This is a genomic window from Geothrix sp. PMB-07, from assembly GCF_030758935.1.
In the GTDB taxonomy this organism is placed as follows: Bacteria; Acidobacteriota; Holophagae; order Holophagales; family Holophagaceae; genus Geothrix.
The window spans coordinates 2260624-2276393 of the sequence record NZ_CP132333.1 but is presented as its reverse complement, the minus strand read 5'-3'; the positions used below and the strand labels follow the sequence as shown (position 1 = coordinate 2276393).

Here is a 15770-nt window from a genome sequence, read left to right as displayed (position 1 = left end):
AAGGACGACTCAATATGGCTCATCATCCGACCCGCATTAAGCGCATGTGATCTTCCTCAAGGACAACCCTGATCCAATCTCCCTCCCGCCATCCAAGCGGAATAAACACTGGGTGACTGAGTCGGAAATCTCCCCGACTGGTGATGGCGATCTCGGGCGCCTGGTCGAATCGAGCCAGCTCTGCAAGATATTGCTCATGTTCAACCTGAAACGAAGCCGCCTCAATGGACATGACAGGGGCGCAACGGGCCTCGCTGGTAGTTAATTTATCGCATCCATTGCTGCCACCCTTGGGATGACGAATCGTCTTCAACCTCAGCTCCAACCATCCGTTGTGTATGATCGCTCGGATTTTGCACCCTTTTGTAAGATTTAGGGCACTTCGGTAACCCTTCGGAAGGCGCAGGAGTGAAGCACGAATCTTTACGTCGCAGGCGAGAGGAGGAACAAGAACCGGCATTGCTTCGCATTCTTCCGCGAGTTCTCGAAACACCTCCAGAACCGTTTTTGGTTTCTCCTTTGAGGCAGGCTTGGTGTTTGGAACGAAGGTCGTAACCCGCGCTCTTGATCCCGTCGAAGTCTCAATTAGGTTCATCATCCGATCTCCCCATTACTACTTCAGGCTGTGATGCGCTGGGCTATCCGGGATGCAAAAGGCCGGGCACGGGGGCCGCCTAGCTTCGCCATTTTTTGTAGGTCAACCAAGGTCTCCAGTGTCTGAAAGCGGATGCACTCTTCCTGGAGTCCCCGACTGGTTTCCATGATTTTGAAGGTGTCCTGGTTCACCAGATCAAGAATTGCGATCAAATCAGGACGGCCTAGATCAGCTAGAGCGTGACGCAGGGACTCTAAGAGATAGCCAGACCGCTGAGCGCGCTGGAAAACGAATTCAGCGAATTCCGAGGTCACAGTGCTATTTGAAGATGAATTACTTGAAAGGCTTTCCATTCGTTACCTCTCGAAAGGTTGGCCCGAGAGTTACTCGGGAGGTTGTTGGTTTACTTCTGTCCTGCGTATGAATTCCTTGCCACTCCTCTTTCTCAATGCCTCAATCGCTAGATCAACTTCCCTTGGACATGCTTTGCTCGACTAGACCCACATCAGCCCTCAGCTTGGTGGGCATGACATGGGCGTACCGGCGGGTTTGACGGCTCGTGGTGTGCCCGAGGAGATCTCCCACAGCATCGAGGTCCACGTCTTTCAGCCTGGCCCAGGTGGCGAATGTGTGGCGAAGATCATGGATGTGAAAATCATTCAGGCCGATCTTCTTCAATTCGGTGTTCCGTCGCCGCTGCCACCAGCTATGTAGGCCGGAATAGGGACCATCTTCACCAGGAAAGACCCACTTCGACAGCTTCCGCTTGGCCCGCGCTCGCAACAGTTCCACCGCGTTCGGTCCCAATGCCACCAGGCGGTTTTTCTGGGTCTTTCGGCCTGTCTTGTGCTGACCCTTCGGGATGCAGATCACACCCCCTTCCAAGTCCACCCAAGCCCACTCGAGTTTCTTAACCTCATCGAGACGTGCACCGGTCATCAAGAGGAGGCGCAGTTGAGCAACTGGCAGGGCATGCTTCTCCTCGTTCTGATCGAGGAAGGCTGTGAAGGCGGCCATTTCCTCTTCACTGAGAGACCTGACTCGCTCCTCCTCCTCGAACCGGAGGACGTGTAGGCAGGGATTCGAGCCTTGCGGCCGCTGCTTCCACTCCTCGGCGCTGGAAAGGGCGCTGGAGAGCACCGCAAGGGCCATATTTGCGGAACGAGGGTGGGCCGCTAAGGACTGGTGAAGCTCAAGGGCATCCTTCTCGGTCACATCTGCCACCATGCGGGTACCGAGGGCAGGGAGGATCACCTTGTTCGCGATACGGGTGTAATCCTTGATGGTCTTCTTGCTCAGCTGCGAGACGTGCTTGCTGAGCCAGTCCTTCATAAATTCCTTCACTGTCTGCGCGGCCCGTAGGCGCTGTTTCTCCAGACGCGGATCCTCGCCGTTGGCCACCATTCCAATCCACACAGAGGCTTTCTTACGGGCGGCCGCGACGGTCATCACTGGGTAAGTTCCAAGCGTTCCGCGCCCGTCCCGGCAATGGAGGCTCCATCGAAGAATGAAGGCGATCTTTCCTGATGGATTCACGCGCACGCCGAATCCATCCAGCCTCGTGTCCATCACCTCATAGGCCATCGTTGCGGGCTTCAGGCCATCAAGGGATTCCTTGCTGATCTCAATTTGACGGAGCGCCACGGCCAAACCCCAAAAAATCACTTTGACGGGATTCTGACGGAGAATGTGGACCACAGTCAACCACTCCGCACCATTTTTTTAAAAATAAGTGTATATTTTTCAGCTAGGCAACGAACCCAAACCACCCCGAACAGCCGCGATACACTATTTCGTAATCAGCAGGTCGCAGGTTCGAATCCTGTAGTTGGCTCCAGCAAAAGCCCCCGCTTGCCGGGGGTTTTTTGCTGGAGTGACCTGGGATTCGAACCTGCGAGTGGGACCGCCCGAGGCGTGCCCCAAAGGCACGCCGAAGCGGGACCGGCGGCTGGCGAAGCCAGGCGCAGTTCGAATCCCGCGTGAGTGGGACGAGACACATTCTGAGTGCCGAAGCGGGACCGGCGGCTGGCGAAGCCAGGCGCAGTTCGAATCCCGCCTGAGTGGGACGAGACACATTCTGAGTACCGAAGCGGGACCGGCGGCTGGCGAAGCCAGGCGCAGTTCGAATCCCGATGAGATGTGCTTTCAACCGAATCTGCCCGCTGGTCCCGGATGATCGCTTCTCCCCTGCCGATCCTTTGGATGGCTGCCCCCACCCCTCATTTCGCGCTACCCTCTTTGACTTTGTGCATCGAGGAGAAGGGTATGAAGGTCCGGAGCCTGGCTTTGGGGGCTGGTCTTGTGGGCAGTTTGGCTGCGCAGGGGCCGGATTCCGGATTCGGTTGGGTGGGCCTGCGTGGCGGATCGCTCGCGCTTGATCCCCAGGACCATACGAAGGCGGCGGGTTTTTTGGGCGGGCAGGCCGGCATGGTGTTCGATCAGCAGCGCTACGGCTGGAGCCTCGAGGGGCTGAGCTCCCATTCCAAAAGCGACCTGGTTCCCATGTTGAAGACCAGCCACAGTGAACTCTCGGCCACCCTTCTGACGGGTTTGGCGGGTGATGCTTTGGGCCGCTTCTGGCCCTATTTCGGCGTGGGCCTTGGCAGTGTCACCGTGGCCCAGACGGCTGCTTCAACGCAGCGTTTGGAGGTGGGCAAAGGCACGGCCTTCCACGCCTCTCTGGGCTGGCTCCACCGGCCCGGCCTGCATGTCATCTGGGGCATGGAAGGCCGCTACCTCATGGCCTTCACCAACAAGGATCGCAAGGATCTGCAGGCTTCTCTCCTGGTCGGAGTGACCTGGGGTGGTCTGTCCTCCGCGAGTCGAAGGGAGCCGACTCCACCTGCGCCGGAGGTGAAGCTGACGCCGCCCCCAGCACCCGTGGTCCAGCCGGTGGCTCCACCTCCGGTGATGGTGGATGCTCCAGTGCCGGTTCCGCTGCCGGTATCGGCTTCGGCGGCGAAGCCTGAGATCGCCGCGACGTCCGTTCCAATCGCTCCGGTGCGCGAAGCCGAAACCGCTCTGCCACCGCCGCCTCCACCTTTGCCCGGTCTCACTTCAGTCACGGCAGCACCAGTGTCCCCCGTTGTGGAGGATCGGAAAGGCGCCTCTTCGCTCCACGAGCGGCTTGACGCTTTGCGGAAAGGCGACATGGGAAGGGCCCTGGAACTGGGCCGCCAACGCATGCGGGCCATTCCAGCCGGCCATTGGACCCTGCGCCTGGAAATCGCGAACCTTCCCGGCACCCTGGCCAATGCTGTGCGTGCATTCCCTGGTGCGAACCCCGATCTGTTCATCGCTCCCATCCAGCTCAAGGGTGGGAAGACCGCGTACCAGCTCTTCCTGGGCGACTATGCCACGAAAGGGGAGGCGGAAAAGACCGCGATGGCCGTTCCGGCCTTCTTCCTGGAGGGAGGCCAAAGGCCGAAACCCTTCCTTGGCGCGGCCATTCCGGCACGTTGAGGGAGATTCAGGCCTACCACATCTGTGGGAGGCTTAGCTGCAGGAGGCTTCCTGTGCACGGAGGTCTTCACGGTCCCCAGGCTGCTCCAGCAGTTCCTCTTCCATGAGCCGAGCGACCAACCGAGCCGCGTCCGAACCGGCCGTATCGCCAGCCTGGAACCTGGCTTCCTGAACCTTCCGGGCGATGGCGATGCAGGCTCGCACGGTGGCCTTCTCGATGACCTTGATGGGGGGCCTGGGGCAGGTGGTTCCGGCTGGCATGGGATTTCCAAAGGTCAGTGGTTTTTGGGGCGGTCACGTTCAGGGTGCTGGCACCAGGGCAACTGTTCCCACCTGGATTGAAATTCCGGACCGTCTCGGGGGTTCAAACGGCGGGGGGACAGGCCTGTTCTATATGCGATACTGTGGTAATCATACATGCTCGTCACGTCCCATCCATGACAAACAGGAGGTGCCATGCCCATGGCGCTTTGGAGCCACCAGTTTGAAACAGGCATCGAACTCATTGATGCCCAGCACCAGATGCTTTTCGATTCCTTGAACCAGCTGGACGCGGCGGTGCTGGACGGCTCCTCAGCCCGGAAGGTGGAGGAGGGGCTGGCCGTGATTGCGCGCCAAAGCATCCGGCATTTCCAGTCCGAAGAAACGTTCATGAAGGAGCTGGAATACCCCGCGCGGATCCGGCACTCAGAAGAGCACCATCAATTGATTCTTCAGGTGCGCACCATCCAGTATCTGCAGGCCAAGGGTGAACCCGTGACCGCGGAAGTGACGGAATTTCTCACAGACTGGTTCGACCACCACATCAAGGAGGCCGACATGGACTATGTGAGATACGTCAAGGTGCCATCCCTGAGCCGATGACCGGCCTCATGAAGCGCCAGGGAAAAACCGATGCGGCATTCAGGCCAGTTCTCCGCGGAGGTTTCAATGGTCGAGGTTCATCCCAGGCTCCTGTCCGAGGAATACGCCGTCCTGGTCGAACAGGCCCCCATCCTGATCTGGCGGGCTGGCACTGACGGCCTTTGCGACTACTTCAACCAGCGGTGGTTGGATTTCACGGGGCGTACCATGGCCCAGGAAGCCGGCAACGGCTGGGCCGAGGGCGTTCATCCGGAGGATCTGCAGCCTTGCCTCGACACCTACCTTGATCACTTCGGCCGCCACGCCACCTTCGAGATGGAATACCGGCTGCGGCGCCACGACGGGGCCTGGCGCTGGATTTTCGACCGGGGCGTGCCCATGTTCAATGAGGCGGGGGAATTTGCAGGCTACATCGGCAGTTGCACGGATGTCACCGCCCGGGTGGAGGCCCAGGCGGCTCTGGCCGCAGCCCAGGCAAGCCAAATCAAGGCCCTCCAGGAACTGCTGCCGCTTTGCATGTTCTGCAAGAAGATCAAGAAGGTCGATGGGGCCTGGCAGGCCTTGGATGAATACATCCACTCCCACTCGGGCACGGATTTCAGCCACGGGGTATGCCCGGACTGCTACCCGAACTACTCTGCCGGGCTCAAGGCCGAGGTCGAAGCCTATCGGAAGGAGAAGTCCCGCTAGGTTTGGCTCTGCAATCGAACACGCGTTATGGGGGTTCCTTCACTGTGAGGGGGGAATCTCATGAAGTCTTGGGCACCGGCTCCATGAGGTTGCAGGGCGAACAGCGATGGAAGAAGTCGCCGCGGCGGGTACTGGGGATCACCCGCATGGGTTGGCCGCACTTGGGGCAGGGGCTGCCGTGAATCTGCGGGGCCGGGGCCTCCTGCAGGTCGGCGACCACCCCGGCGACGAAGCCGCGGATATCGGCCATGAAGGCTTCACGGGCCTCCTCGCCCCGCCGCATCCGCTCTAGCCGGGCCTCCCAGTTGCCGGTCAGTTCGGCGCTGCAGAGGGCTTCGGCTGGAAGGCTTTGGATCAGGCGGATGCCCTTGTCCGTCGGCAGCAGCACATTCCGTTTGCGTTCGATGTAGGCGCGTTTGATGAGGGTTTCAATCATGTTGGCGCGGGTGGCGGGCGTGCCCAGGCCGCAATCCTTCATGGCGCCACGCAGGGCCTCGTCGTCGAGATCACGACCGGCGCCCTGCATGGCGGACAGGAGATCCCCCTCGCTCATGCGCTTGGGAGGCGTGGTCTTGCCTTCCTTCGGATGCAGCGAGGCCACTTCGACGCCTTCGCCTTTCTTCACCAGGGGCAGTCCACCTTCGGTTTCCTCGTCGGCCTCTTCTTCACTCGGCACATCCTGTGCCTCGCCCTGCGGGCCTGCCTTCGGCAGGTGGCCCTTCGCTCCTGCTTCGGCCTCGGCCTGATCCGCGGTCATGCCGACTTTCTTGCGGCGGTGGGGGGGATCCACGGCGGACCAGCCCTCCTCCTTCACGATGGTGCCGTTGGTCTTGAAGGTCTCGCCTTCAACCTCCGTGATGATGGTGGTCTTGGCCTCCACCCGATCCGGGAAATAGGCCCCGAGGAAGCGTCGTGCGATGAGCTCGTAAATGCGCAGCTCGTCGCCCACCAGACCGCGTGCGGGTTTTTCTGTGGGCACCAGGGCGGCGTGATCCTCCACTTCCTTGTCGTTCACGAACCGCTTGTCCAGCTTCACGGGCCATCGCTTGCGGAGCTCGTCGAGAAAGGGCCCCAGCTCCGTGAGCTGACCTTGGGCCAGTGACTTGATCCACTGCGGGGCCTTCTGGGCATCGGCTTCCGTGAGGTGCCGGCTGTTGGTGCGGGGGTACGAGATGAGCTGCTTCTCGTAGAGGTTCTGGGCCAGGCCCAGGGTTTCCTCGGCCGTGAGGTTGAAGCGCTTGTTGGCTTCCTTCTGCAGGGCCGTGAGGTCGTAGAGCAGCTCGGGCTTCTTCTTCTCCGTGCGGCCGGTGGCGCTCCGAATCCTCCCTGGCTTGCCTTCCAGCTTGGCGGCGAGACCGCGGGCCTCTTCCTCGGTGGCGAAGCGCTCTTGGGTTTGCCCTTCGGTTTCCTTGAACCAGCGGCCTTCGTAGGTTCCGTTGGGATGCGCGAAGCGGGCCCGCAGGGTCCAGAAGGGCTGGGGCTTGAAGTCGCGGATTTCCAGTTCCCGGCGCACCAGGAGGGCCAGCGTCGGTGTCTGCACCCGGCCCACGCTCCACACGCCTTCCTCGGCGCCGGCCCGGCGCATGCGCAGGGTCTGGGCGCGGGTGGCGTTGATACCCACGAGCCAGTCGGCCTCCTGGCGGCTGCGGGCGGCCTCCCGCAGGCCCGTGTAGGCCTCGCCGGGCTTCATGGCCTGGTAGGCCTCCTGGATGGCTTCTGGCGTGAGGCTGGAGGTCCAGAAGCGCAACACGGGCTTGGTGCAGTCGGCCAGCCGGTACACCAGGTCGAAGATCAACTCGCCTTCGCGTCCGGCGTCCGTGGCGTTCACCACTTCGGTGATGTCTTCGCGATTGAGCAGGCGCGCCACCACATCGAACTGGTCGCGGGTCTGCGGAATGGCCACGTACCGGAAGGGTTCGGGAAAGATGGGCAGGCGGTCCCAGCGCCAAGCCTTCCAGGCGGGATCGTAGCCTTCGGGATTCAGGGCCTCCACCAGGTGGCCCACGCACCAGGTCACCACCAGGCCGTTGCCCTCGATGAGGCTCCTTCCCCTGCCGGGCAACCCGAGGGCCTCCGCCACGGCGCGGCCCATGCTTGGTTTTTCGGCGATGATGAGGCGCAGGACTTCCCCCTGGGGACAACCCTCATTGTACGGGTGCGACAGGGCTTAGGTGACCGCTGGAGCGAGAGGAGGCAGCTTCTTTTTCGGGCCTGTACCATTGGACGCCATTCCTGCATCAAAGGATCCAGACCGGAGGATTCACATGGGACCACGCACCATCCTGGGCAGCATCGCCTGCACGGTGGCCTTGGCGGCCTTCGGATTCACTGTTTCAAACAACCATAGGTCTGCCAGCGCGGCAGCCCCGTCCGCCCGAGAGGAAGCTCTGACCGATTCCAAGAAGCCCAGCGCCGCTGAACTGAAGCAGAAGCTCACGCCCATGCAGTATCACGTCACCCAGGAAGCGGGCACGGAGCCGCCCTTCCGCAACGAATTCTGGAACGAGCACCGGGATGGCATCTATGTCGATGTCGTCAGCGGCAAGCCCCTGTTCACCTCCAAGGACAAGTTCGATTCCGGCTGCGGGTGGCCCAGCTTCACGAAGCCGCTGGAGGCTGAGGATGTGGTGGAGAAGCGCGATGCCTCCTTGGGCATGGTGCGCACCGAAGTCCGGTCCAAGGATGCGGATTCCCACCTGGGGCATGTGTTCGATGATGGCCCGCGGGACCGCGGCGGGCTGCGCTACTGCATCAACAGCGCCGCCCTGCGCTTCATTCCTGTGGAGGATCTCGAGAAGGAGGGGCTGGGCAGCTTCCTGCCGCTCTTCGGCAAGGCCGCGCCCGCGCCGAAGGAGGCCAAGGAGGAAGTCGCCACCTTGGCCGGGGGCTGCTTCTGGGGCATGGAGGACCTGCTCCGCAAACAGCCAGGTGTCCTCAAGACTGAGGTGGGCTACACCGGCGGGAAGGTGGCCCATGCCACTTACCAGAACCACGAGGGGCACGCCGAGGCCGTCGAGATTTACTTCGACCCTACCAAGACCACCTATGAGGCCCTGCTGCGCTTCTTCTTCCGCATGCACGACCCCACCACCCTGAACCGCCAGGGCAATGACATGGGCACCTCGTACCGCAGCGCCATCTTCTACCACTCCGAGGCCCAGCGGCTGACCGCCGAGCGGGTGAAGGCGGAAGTGGATGCCAGCGGCAAATGGAAGCGGCCCATTGTTACGGAAATCACCGCCGCGGGCCCCTGGTGGAAGGCCGAGGAATACCACCAGGATTACCTGATCAAGAACCCTGGTGGGTATACCTGCCACTGGGTACGGGATTAGACCGCAGACCGGCGCAGCTCAGACCCTGAAGTCATCCGGGCGCCAGGTTTGGATGCGCTTCTTGATGGCTTCGCCATCGAGCTTTTCATCGAGGGCTTCCCGCACCCGTTGCGCCAGCTCCGCATCAGCGGCAAAGCGCAGTCCGACCATCTGCTTCACCGAGAGTTCTGGGATGCGTTCCTTCAGCTCCGCTGGAAGGATGCGTTCCATGCGGAGGGTCTCCTCCAGGCGGATGACGCGATCCTGCACTTTCAGGGCATACATCCGCACCTGCATCGCCACCATCAGAATGACGAAGCCCAGAACAGCCACCCACACGCTGTGCAGGCTCGGGAACTTGATGGCCTGCCAGATGGTGGCGATCCAGGTGATGAGCAGGATGGGTGTCAGCACGAAGTGCTGCAGTGGCTCCAGACGTCGGTGGTTGGCATAGGTCTGAGGTGCGGGCATGGCGGCTCCTATGGGGGGTGGCCTGAGCTTACTCCAGGGGGCCGCTCCGGCGCCGCTTGACCTCGGAGGCCCGCTTCTTGGAATCAAGGCGCCGCTCCTTGGAGCCTTTGGTGGGCTTGGTGGCGCGACGGGTGATGGGGCGCACCAGGGCCTCGCGGATGGCCTCGACGGCCTTCTCGCGGGCATCGTCCAGGTTCTTGAGCTGGTTACGGGTGCGGTCGCTGGTGATCATCCAGAGGCCTTCCGCATCCAGGCGGTTCCGCTGGGCCACGCGCAGGCGGATCAACGCATCCTCGGGAAGGCCCTCGATGGCAGTCAGATCGATGCGCAGCTCCACCTTGGAGGACACCTTGTTCACGTTCTGCCCGCCCGCGCCCCCGGCCCGCACCGCCTTGAAGCGGATGGCGTCGGCAGGGATGCGAACGGAGGCGGTGACGTGGATGGGATCAGCCATTCATTCAGGTTACCGCATGGCTTCCATGGGGCTGAGGCGCATGGCACGGAAGGCGGGGTAGAGGCCGAAGACCACGGCCAGAGTCAGGGCCACCACCCAGGCTGTGATGAGGCCGATGGGATTCACCACTAGGCCATAGGGGAAGCTGGCGGAAAGGGCCTGGCAGAGCAGGCCCCCGCTGAGGGTGCCCAGCAGGGCGCCAATGGCGGCCAGCACCACGGCTTCCAGCAGGAACTGGATGAAGATCTCCTGGTCCGAGGCGCCAAGCGCCTTGCGCAGGCCGATCTCGAAACGTCGGTCGCTGAAGCTGATGAGCATCACGGACAGCACACCCACGCCGCCCACCAGCAGCACCGTGCCGGCGAGACTGAGCAGCACGATCTTCCAGCCGCGCATCTGCTCCAGGAAATTCTGATAGGCCTTGGCCGCTTCGGCATCCAGATCCACCACTTCCACATCCTCGATGCCGTGGTGCGCCTGGCGGACTCGTCCCAGCAGGGCGGCGGAGATCTCACCCATGTCCTCGGGGCGCCGGAGCTTCACGGTCACCTGGGCCAGCTTGTGGGCTGGATCCATGCGATCCATGTAGGTCTGCAGGGGGATCAGGATGCCGTTGGCGTCAAAGTAGTTTTCGTCATTGAAGATCTGTCCGGGCGCCTGAACCCCTACGATGCGGAAGGGCACGCCCTCCACCACCAGGTCGCGGCCCACGGGATCGCCGCCGCCGAAGAGCTTGCTGGCCAGGGTGGCACCGACTACGGCCACGGTGGAACGACGCCGCTCGTCATCTTCCGTGAGGCCGCGGCCCAGGCCGATGGGGCGGTTCATCCACTGCGAATACTCCGGCGTCACGCCGTTCACGAAAATGCGTTCGGTGTCGCCCAGCACCCGGACGGGGACGTTCTTCTGAGCCCGGGGGAGGTAGGCCAACACCTTGGCATTGGGCGTGGTGATGCGGCTGAGGTCTTCGTAACGAAGGCCGGGACTCATGTTGAATCGCTTGCGCTCCTCACTCGTCTCAGCAGTCTTCGGCGCGATGCGCACCGTGCCATCCCAGCTCATGCCCGCGAAGCCGGTGCTGATCTTGTCCATGACGCCATCGAGCACGGAGGTCATCACCACGAGCGCAAAGACGCCCAGCATCAGCAGGGTGAGGGTCAGGAGACTGCGCACCTTGTGGGCCCAGAGTTCCACCAGACCGGTGCGGACGATTTCCCAGAGCATGCCCGCATTGAACCCGCGGGATGGGGCGGCCGGGGCAGGGGCCTCGCCATTGAGCAGGGAGGGGCCGGGGGCCCGGAGGAGCGTTGCCTCGTTACTCATAGCGCAGGGCCTCCATGGGGGACAGCCGACTGGCCTTCCAGGCCGGATAGAGCGCGAAGAGGAAGCCGAAGGCAGCGGCCAGGCCATAGGCCCAGATGAAGCTGGAGGAGGTCATGTAGAGCGGGATGCCGATGCTGGTGGTGATGATCCAGGAAAAGCCGATGCCCAGGATCAACCCCGCGCAGCCTCCGAGGGCCGTGAGCAGCAAGGCTTCGGTCATGAAGCCTTTGAAGATTTCGCGGCCGGAAGCGCCAATGGCCATCTTCACGCCCACCTCGCGCACCCGCTCCTTGAGGCTGGCCATCTGGATGTTCACGTTCACGATGCCGCCGCCCACGAGGGCCAGCACGCCCGAGAGCATGAAGATGATGTTGTAGACATCGCCCTGGCTCTGACGGCGGCGGATGCGCGCGGCCACATCATCCAGGCGGAAATCCTCCTGCAGGCGGTGGTTCGCCGTGAGCAGGTTCTTCATCTGGGCGGCGAAGCCGCTCATGGCGCCCATGTCTGGGATGCGGAAGGTCACCCGGTCCACGCGGCGGTAGGCGTCGCCGTTCATGCGCCGCTGCACCAGATTTGCAGGCACGGCGATGATGCGGTTGCGCCACCAGAACTGATTGCCCTGGCCTTCGCGGAAGCGGAAAACCCGCTCCTCGAAGGTGCCGATGACGGTCACCGGGATGTCGCCGATCTTCAGAGTGGCCCCCAGGGCGTCGCCTTTGGGGAAGAAGGTGTTGGCGGCCTCGGTGCCCAGCACCACCACGGAAGCACCGGTTTCCATCTCGGTGTTCGAGAAGCCCCGGCCTTGGGCGATGCCGTACCCATTGGCGGGGATGTAATCGCCGCCGATGCCGCTGATCTGGCGATCCTGATCGGCGTAGGCGGATACCACTCGGGACCGTGCGTTCCTTTGGCGGCTCACGCCCTGGATGGCGTCGGCCTTGAGGGCCTCGCCACCGATGGCGTCGGCGTCGCGCAGCCCGAGATTCGCCTGCTGGAGGGCCGTGGGGCGGCCGTCCTTGATGGCGGCTTTGGGCTGGACGTTGAGCTTGTCCAGGCCACCCATCTTCACGAACATCTCATCAGAGCGCTTGCGCTGGCTGTCGGAGATGGAGAATCCGCCCAGCACCGAGGCCACGCCCAGCAGCACGCCGAGGGCTTGCAGCACCGAGCGCCCGAGGTTCTCCCGGATCTCCGTCCAGGCCCCGTGCAGCCGTTCGCGGAAGGCGCCGGAAGTCTTCATCTAGGCCACTCCCTCGGCCAGGGCGATGAGGCCGTCGCGAATCTCCACCCGGCGTTCCGCCTGGGCGGCGATGGAAGGGTCGTGGGTGACCAGCAGGATGGTGTTGCCCTGCTGGTGCAGCTCGTGGAACAGCTCAAGCACTTCAGCACCGGTCTTGGAGTCCAGGGCGCCCGTGGGTTCGTCGGCCAGCAGCAGGGCCGGTTCGTTGGCCAGGGCGCGGGCCACGGCCACGCGCTGCTTCTGGCCACCCGAAAGGGTGGCAGGTAGCTTGTCCGCCTTGTCGGCGATGCCCACCTTCTCCAACAGGGCCAAAGCTCGCTCGCGTCGCTCCTTGCGGCCCACTCCCGCGTAAAGCATGGGCAGCTCCACGTTGCGGGCGATGCTGGCCTTGGGCAGCAGGTTGTAGCTCTGGAAGACGAAGCCGACCTTCTCATTGCGGATGCGGGCCAGCTCGCCGCCCGCCAGGCCCTGAACCTGGCGACCGTCCAGTGTGTAGGTGCCCGCCGTGGGCAGATCGAGGCAGCCCAGGATGGCCATGAGGGTGGACTTGCCCGAGCCCGAGGGGCCGATGAGGGCCACGAACTCGCCCTTTTCCACGCTGAAATCGATGCCGCGCAGCGCATGCACCGCGGTGCCGTTGGAGCCGTAGACCTTGGTGAGGGCCTGGGTTTGGATTATGGGGCTAGTTGTTCTCATCATCTTTCTCGACTTTCTTCTTGCTGGGGTCTTCGAGGCTCACCTGATCGTTGGCCTTCAGTCCCGACAGGATCTCCACCCGCTCCAGCGTGGCGATGCCGGCCTTCACGGGCACCACCTCGAAGTATTCCTTCCAGTGATCGGAGAGCCAGATGAACTTGCCACGACCCGTGAGGCCGTCCTTGGCCTTGGCGATGTCCTGGGGGGTGACGTTCTCCTTCATGCGGTAGACCACCGTTTGGCCATCCCGGCGTTGCAGGGCCTCCAGGGGGATGCTCACGGCCTTGTCGCGCTTCTCGCCGAGGATCTCCACGTTGGCGCTCATGCCCGTCTTGAAGGAATCCGTGAGTTCATCCAGGGCCACTTCCACCCGGAAGACCTTGATCTTCTCCACCAGGTCGGCGGCGGGGGCCACAAAACGGACTTTGCCTGTGAAGGCGCGTTGGGGATAGGCATCCAGGGTGACGCGCACGGGCTGGCCCACCTTCACCTTGGCGATGTCCACCTCGTTGAGGTTCACCTTCACGATGAGCGAGGCCAGATCGGCCACCGTGAAGACCACGGTGCCCGCATTGAAGGAGCTGACGCCGGAGGTGATGGTATCGCCCAGTTCGACGCCCCGCTTGATGATCACGCCGTTCATGGGCGCGGTGACTCGGGCCAGCTGGGTGGAGGCGTTGCCGCTGATGGGAATGCCCCGGTCCTCGACAATCTGATAGCGGGTCTGGGCGGCCTTGTAGAGTTCCTCGGCCAGGTCGCGGGCGGTCTTGGCGCCGCGGAAAGCCTGGTCGGATATGAGACCGGCTTTGAACAATTCCGCCTGCTGGGCGAAGTCCCGCTCGGCATTCTTGAAACTGACCCGGGCCTGGGAGACGCTGCCCTGCACATCGGAAAGCGTTTGGGCCTGGTTGACGTCGGGTTCGACCTCGGCAAGCACCTCGCCGGAGCGGACTGAAGCACCTTCGCGCACCTTCAACTGGACAATGCGGCCCGACACCGTGGATTTCACATCGACCTTGATGAGGGGATCCACCACGCCAACCTCGCGCACGCTCACTTGCAGGTCTTCAGCCTGCACTTTGCCCACGCGGAAGGGGGTGTTCGCTTCGGCCTTCTTGGACTTGCCATCGCCGCCCTTCAAGGTCAAGAACATGCCCGTCGCCGCGGCCAGACCGGCCACGGAGACAATGATCCACCGCTTCTGCATGGAACCCCCTGATGGGAAAGACGCCGGACCAGCCGGGATGATGGAATGCCTACGGACCAGAGTCTGAAGCCGTTTAGAGGGCACCTGGAACATGATTCGGCCACTGGACGATGGCCACCGGCCAGTGACGGCTGGGCTGGGCCGGATTTCGGTTCGGCTCCAGAGCCCTTGGAGAACCCAAGGGCCTCAATGACTCAGGCCCCCATTCGGGGGCCTGAGCAGGGATGGGTTCTGGTCTAACGAACGGTTTCCCGGGCGATCATCAATTCCTCATTGGTGGGCACCACGGTGACCACGACCTTGGAGTCGGGGGCGCTGATGATCCTTTCCCCGGTGCCGTGCTCGTTGGCTTCCTTGTCGAGCTTGACGCCCAGGAAACTCAGCTTGCTGCAGACCTTGGCGCGCACGAAGGTGCTGTGGGTGCCGATGCCGGCCGTGAAGGTGATGGCGTCGACGCCGTCAAGCACGGTGGCGTAGGCACCGATGTACTGACGCACGTTGTAGGTCAGGAGGTCGCGGGCCAGGCGGGCGCGATCATTGCCCTGTTCGGCGGCGCGCTCAATCTCACGGAAATCGGAGGACACGCCGGAGATGCCCAGCAGGCCGGATTTCTTGTTGAGCAGGTCGGTGATGCCGTTGTAATCGAGGTGCTCGTATTCCATGAGCATTTCCACCACGCTGGGATCGATGGTGCCGCAGCGGGTACCCATGATGACGCCCTGCAGGGGGGTCATGCCCATGCTGGTGTCCACGCTCTTGCCGTTGTGCACGGCGCAGATGCTGGTGCCGTTGCCGATGTGGCAGGTGACGATCTTGAGGGCGCGGAGCGGGCGGCAGAGCAGGATGGCGGTGCGGGCGGCCACATAGGCGTGGCTCGTGCCGTGGAAGCCGTAGCGGCGGATGCCGTACTTCTGGCTCAGGTCGTAGGGGATGCCGTAAATGCGGGCATGATCAGGGATGTTGTGGTGGAAGGCCGTGTCGAACACCGCGACGTGGGGCACATCCGGGAAGGCGGCCATGGCCGTGCGGATGCCCAAGGCGTTGGCGGGGTTGTGCAGGGGCGCATACATGGCGAAGTGTTCGATGTCCTGGATGACTTCTTCCGTGACCAGCACCGAATCGCCGTACTTGGGGCCGCCATGCACCACGCGGTGGCCCACGGCATGGATGGGGGTTTCGTGCAGCACCGTGGCGCGCAGCCGCTCCAAAATGGCTTCCAGGGCCTCCTTGTGGGTGGGAAGGTCCATCACCTCCTTGCGCTTGTCGCCCTCGATGACGCAGGCCAGGTTGGCATCGGCGATGCCGATGCGCTCAGCCATGCCCTCGGCGATGGAAACCTCTTTGGCCATGTCAAAGAGGTTGAACTTCAGGCTCGACGAGCCGGCATTCAGGATGAGAACGAACACGGTTTCCCCCATATCAAGGACAGTCTAGCGGTCAGACCACGTGACCAA

The 15770-nt window shown here is 62.8% G+C and carries 16 protein-coding genes; 4 read left to right on the top strand and 12 right to left on the bottom strand.

The genetic code is table 11. The annotated features are described in order from the left end of the window. Positions 1 to 22: 22 nt before the first annotated feature. The 3 genes from Q9293_RS10110 to Q9293_RS10100 all read right to left on the bottom strand — a co-directional run bounded on the left by Q9293_RS10110 (position 23) and on the right by Q9293_RS10100 (position 2293). Entirely contained in the window at positions 23 to 313 is a 291-nt protein-coding gene (locus Q9293_RS10110) for a hypothetical protein (protein WP_306246036.1), read from the bottom strand. 305 nt (positions 314 to 618) lie between these two features. Beyond that, entirely contained in the window at positions 619 to 948 is a 330-nt protein-coding gene (locus Q9293_RS10105; protein WP_306246034.1) for a hypothetical protein, read from the bottom strand. Positions 949 to 1060: 112 nt separating this feature from the next. Beyond that, a complete protein-coding gene (locus Q9293_RS10100; RefSeq protein WP_306246032.1) occupies positions 1061 to 2293 on the bottom strand; it encodes a site-specific integrase in 1233 nt (410 codons plus the stop codon). Between the two features lie 567 nt (positions 2294 to 2860). On the opposite strand from Q9293_RS10100, the gene Q9293_RS10095 reads away from it, so the two are divergent. Then, complete coding sequence (locus tag Q9293_RS10095; protein WP_306246030.1) at positions 2861 to 4057, top strand: hypothetical protein; 1197 nt, start codon at positions 2861 to 2863, stop codon at positions 4055 to 4057. Between the two features lie 33 nt (positions 4058 to 4090). Here Q9293_RS10095 and Q9293_RS10090 read toward each other — a convergent pair whose 3' ends face one another. Next, positions 4091 to 4318 (bottom strand): hypothetical protein, encoded by a 228-nt coding sequence (locus tag Q9293_RS10090; protein ID WP_306246028.1) that lies wholly within the window; start codon positions 4316 to 4318, stop codon positions 4091 to 4093. 195 nt (positions 4319 to 4513) lie between these two features. On the opposite strand from Q9293_RS10090, the gene Q9293_RS10085 reads away from it, so the two are divergent. Continuing rightward, positions 4514 to 4921: a bacteriohemerythrin gene (locus tag Q9293_RS10085; RefSeq protein WP_306246026.1), complete on the top strand. Its 408-nt coding sequence runs from the start codon at positions 4514 to 4516 to the stop codon at positions 4919 to 4921. Positions 4922 to 4987: 66 nt separating this feature from the next. Then, the gene (locus Q9293_RS10080; protein ID WP_306246024.1) at positions 4988 to 5611 is read left to right on the top strand and encodes a PAS domain-containing protein; all 624 of its coding nucleotides are present in this window, start codon (positions 4988 to 4990) and stop codon (positions 5609 to 5611) included. Between the two features lie 58 nt (positions 5612 to 5669). On the opposite strand, the gene Q9293_RS10075 is transcribed toward Q9293_RS10080, so the two are convergent. Beyond that, complete coding sequence (locus tag Q9293_RS10075; RefSeq protein WP_306246022.1) at positions 5670 to 7703, bottom strand: DNA topoisomerase 3; 2034 nt, start codon at positions 7701 to 7703, stop codon at positions 5670 to 5672. A 172-nt stretch (positions 7704 to 7875) separates the two neighbouring features. Between Q9293_RS10075 and Q9293_RS10070 the strand changes: the two genes are divergently transcribed. Then, the gene (locus Q9293_RS10070; RefSeq protein ID WP_306246020.1) at positions 7876 to 8943 is read left to right on the top strand and encodes a bifunctional methionine sulfoxide reductase B/A protein; all 1068 of its coding nucleotides are present in this window, start codon (positions 7876 to 7878) and stop codon (positions 8941 to 8943) included. Between the two features lie 18 nt (positions 8944 to 8961). Here Q9293_RS10070 and Q9293_RS10065 read toward each other — a convergent pair whose 3' ends face one another. From Q9293_RS10065 to Q9293_RS10035, 7 genes are all read right to left on the bottom strand, one after another. Continuing rightward, complete coding sequence (locus Q9293_RS10065; RefSeq protein WP_306246018.1) at positions 8962 to 9393, bottom strand: DUF6526 family protein; 432 nt, start codon at positions 9391 to 9393, stop codon at positions 8962 to 8964. 28 nt (positions 9394 to 9421) lie between these two features. Further along, a complete protein-coding gene (arfB, locus tag Q9293_RS10060; protein WP_306246016.1) occupies positions 9422 to 9847 on the bottom strand; it encodes an alternative ribosome rescue aminoacyl-tRNA hydrolase ArfB in 426 nt (141 codons plus the stop codon). A gap of 9 nt (positions 9848 to 9856) precedes the next feature. Continuing rightward, on the bottom strand, positions 9857 to 11170 hold the full coding sequence (locus Q9293_RS10055; RefSeq protein WP_306246014.1) for an ABC transporter permease: 1314 nt from the start codon (positions 11168 to 11170) through the stop codon (positions 9857 to 9859). Next, positions 11163 to 12413: an ABC transporter permease gene (locus tag Q9293_RS10050; protein ID WP_306246013.1), complete on the bottom strand. Its 1251-nt coding sequence runs from the start codon at positions 12411 to 12413 to the stop codon at positions 11163 to 11165. The genes Q9293_RS10055 and Q9293_RS10050 overlap by 8 nt, the downstream gene beginning before the upstream one ends. Further along, a complete protein-coding gene (locus tag Q9293_RS10045; RefSeq protein WP_306246011.1) occupies positions 12414 to 13112 on the bottom strand; it encodes an ABC transporter ATP-binding protein in 699 nt (232 codons plus the stop codon). After that, positions 13096 to 14316 (bottom strand): efflux RND transporter periplasmic adaptor subunit, encoded by a 1221-nt coding sequence (locus tag Q9293_RS10040; RefSeq protein ID WP_306246009.1) that lies wholly within the window; start codon positions 14314 to 14316, stop codon positions 13096 to 13098. Before Q9293_RS10040 ends, Q9293_RS10045 begins: the two co-directional genes overlap by 17 nt. Before the next feature lie 236 nt (positions 14317 to 14552). Continuing rightward, positions 14553 to 15722, bottom strand: a complete 1170-nt coding sequence (locus Q9293_RS10035) for an acetate/propionate family kinase (RefSeq protein ID WP_306246007.1) — start codon at positions 15720 to 15722, stop codon at positions 14553 to 14555. Between the last annotated feature and the right edge of the window lie 48 nt (positions 15723 to 15770).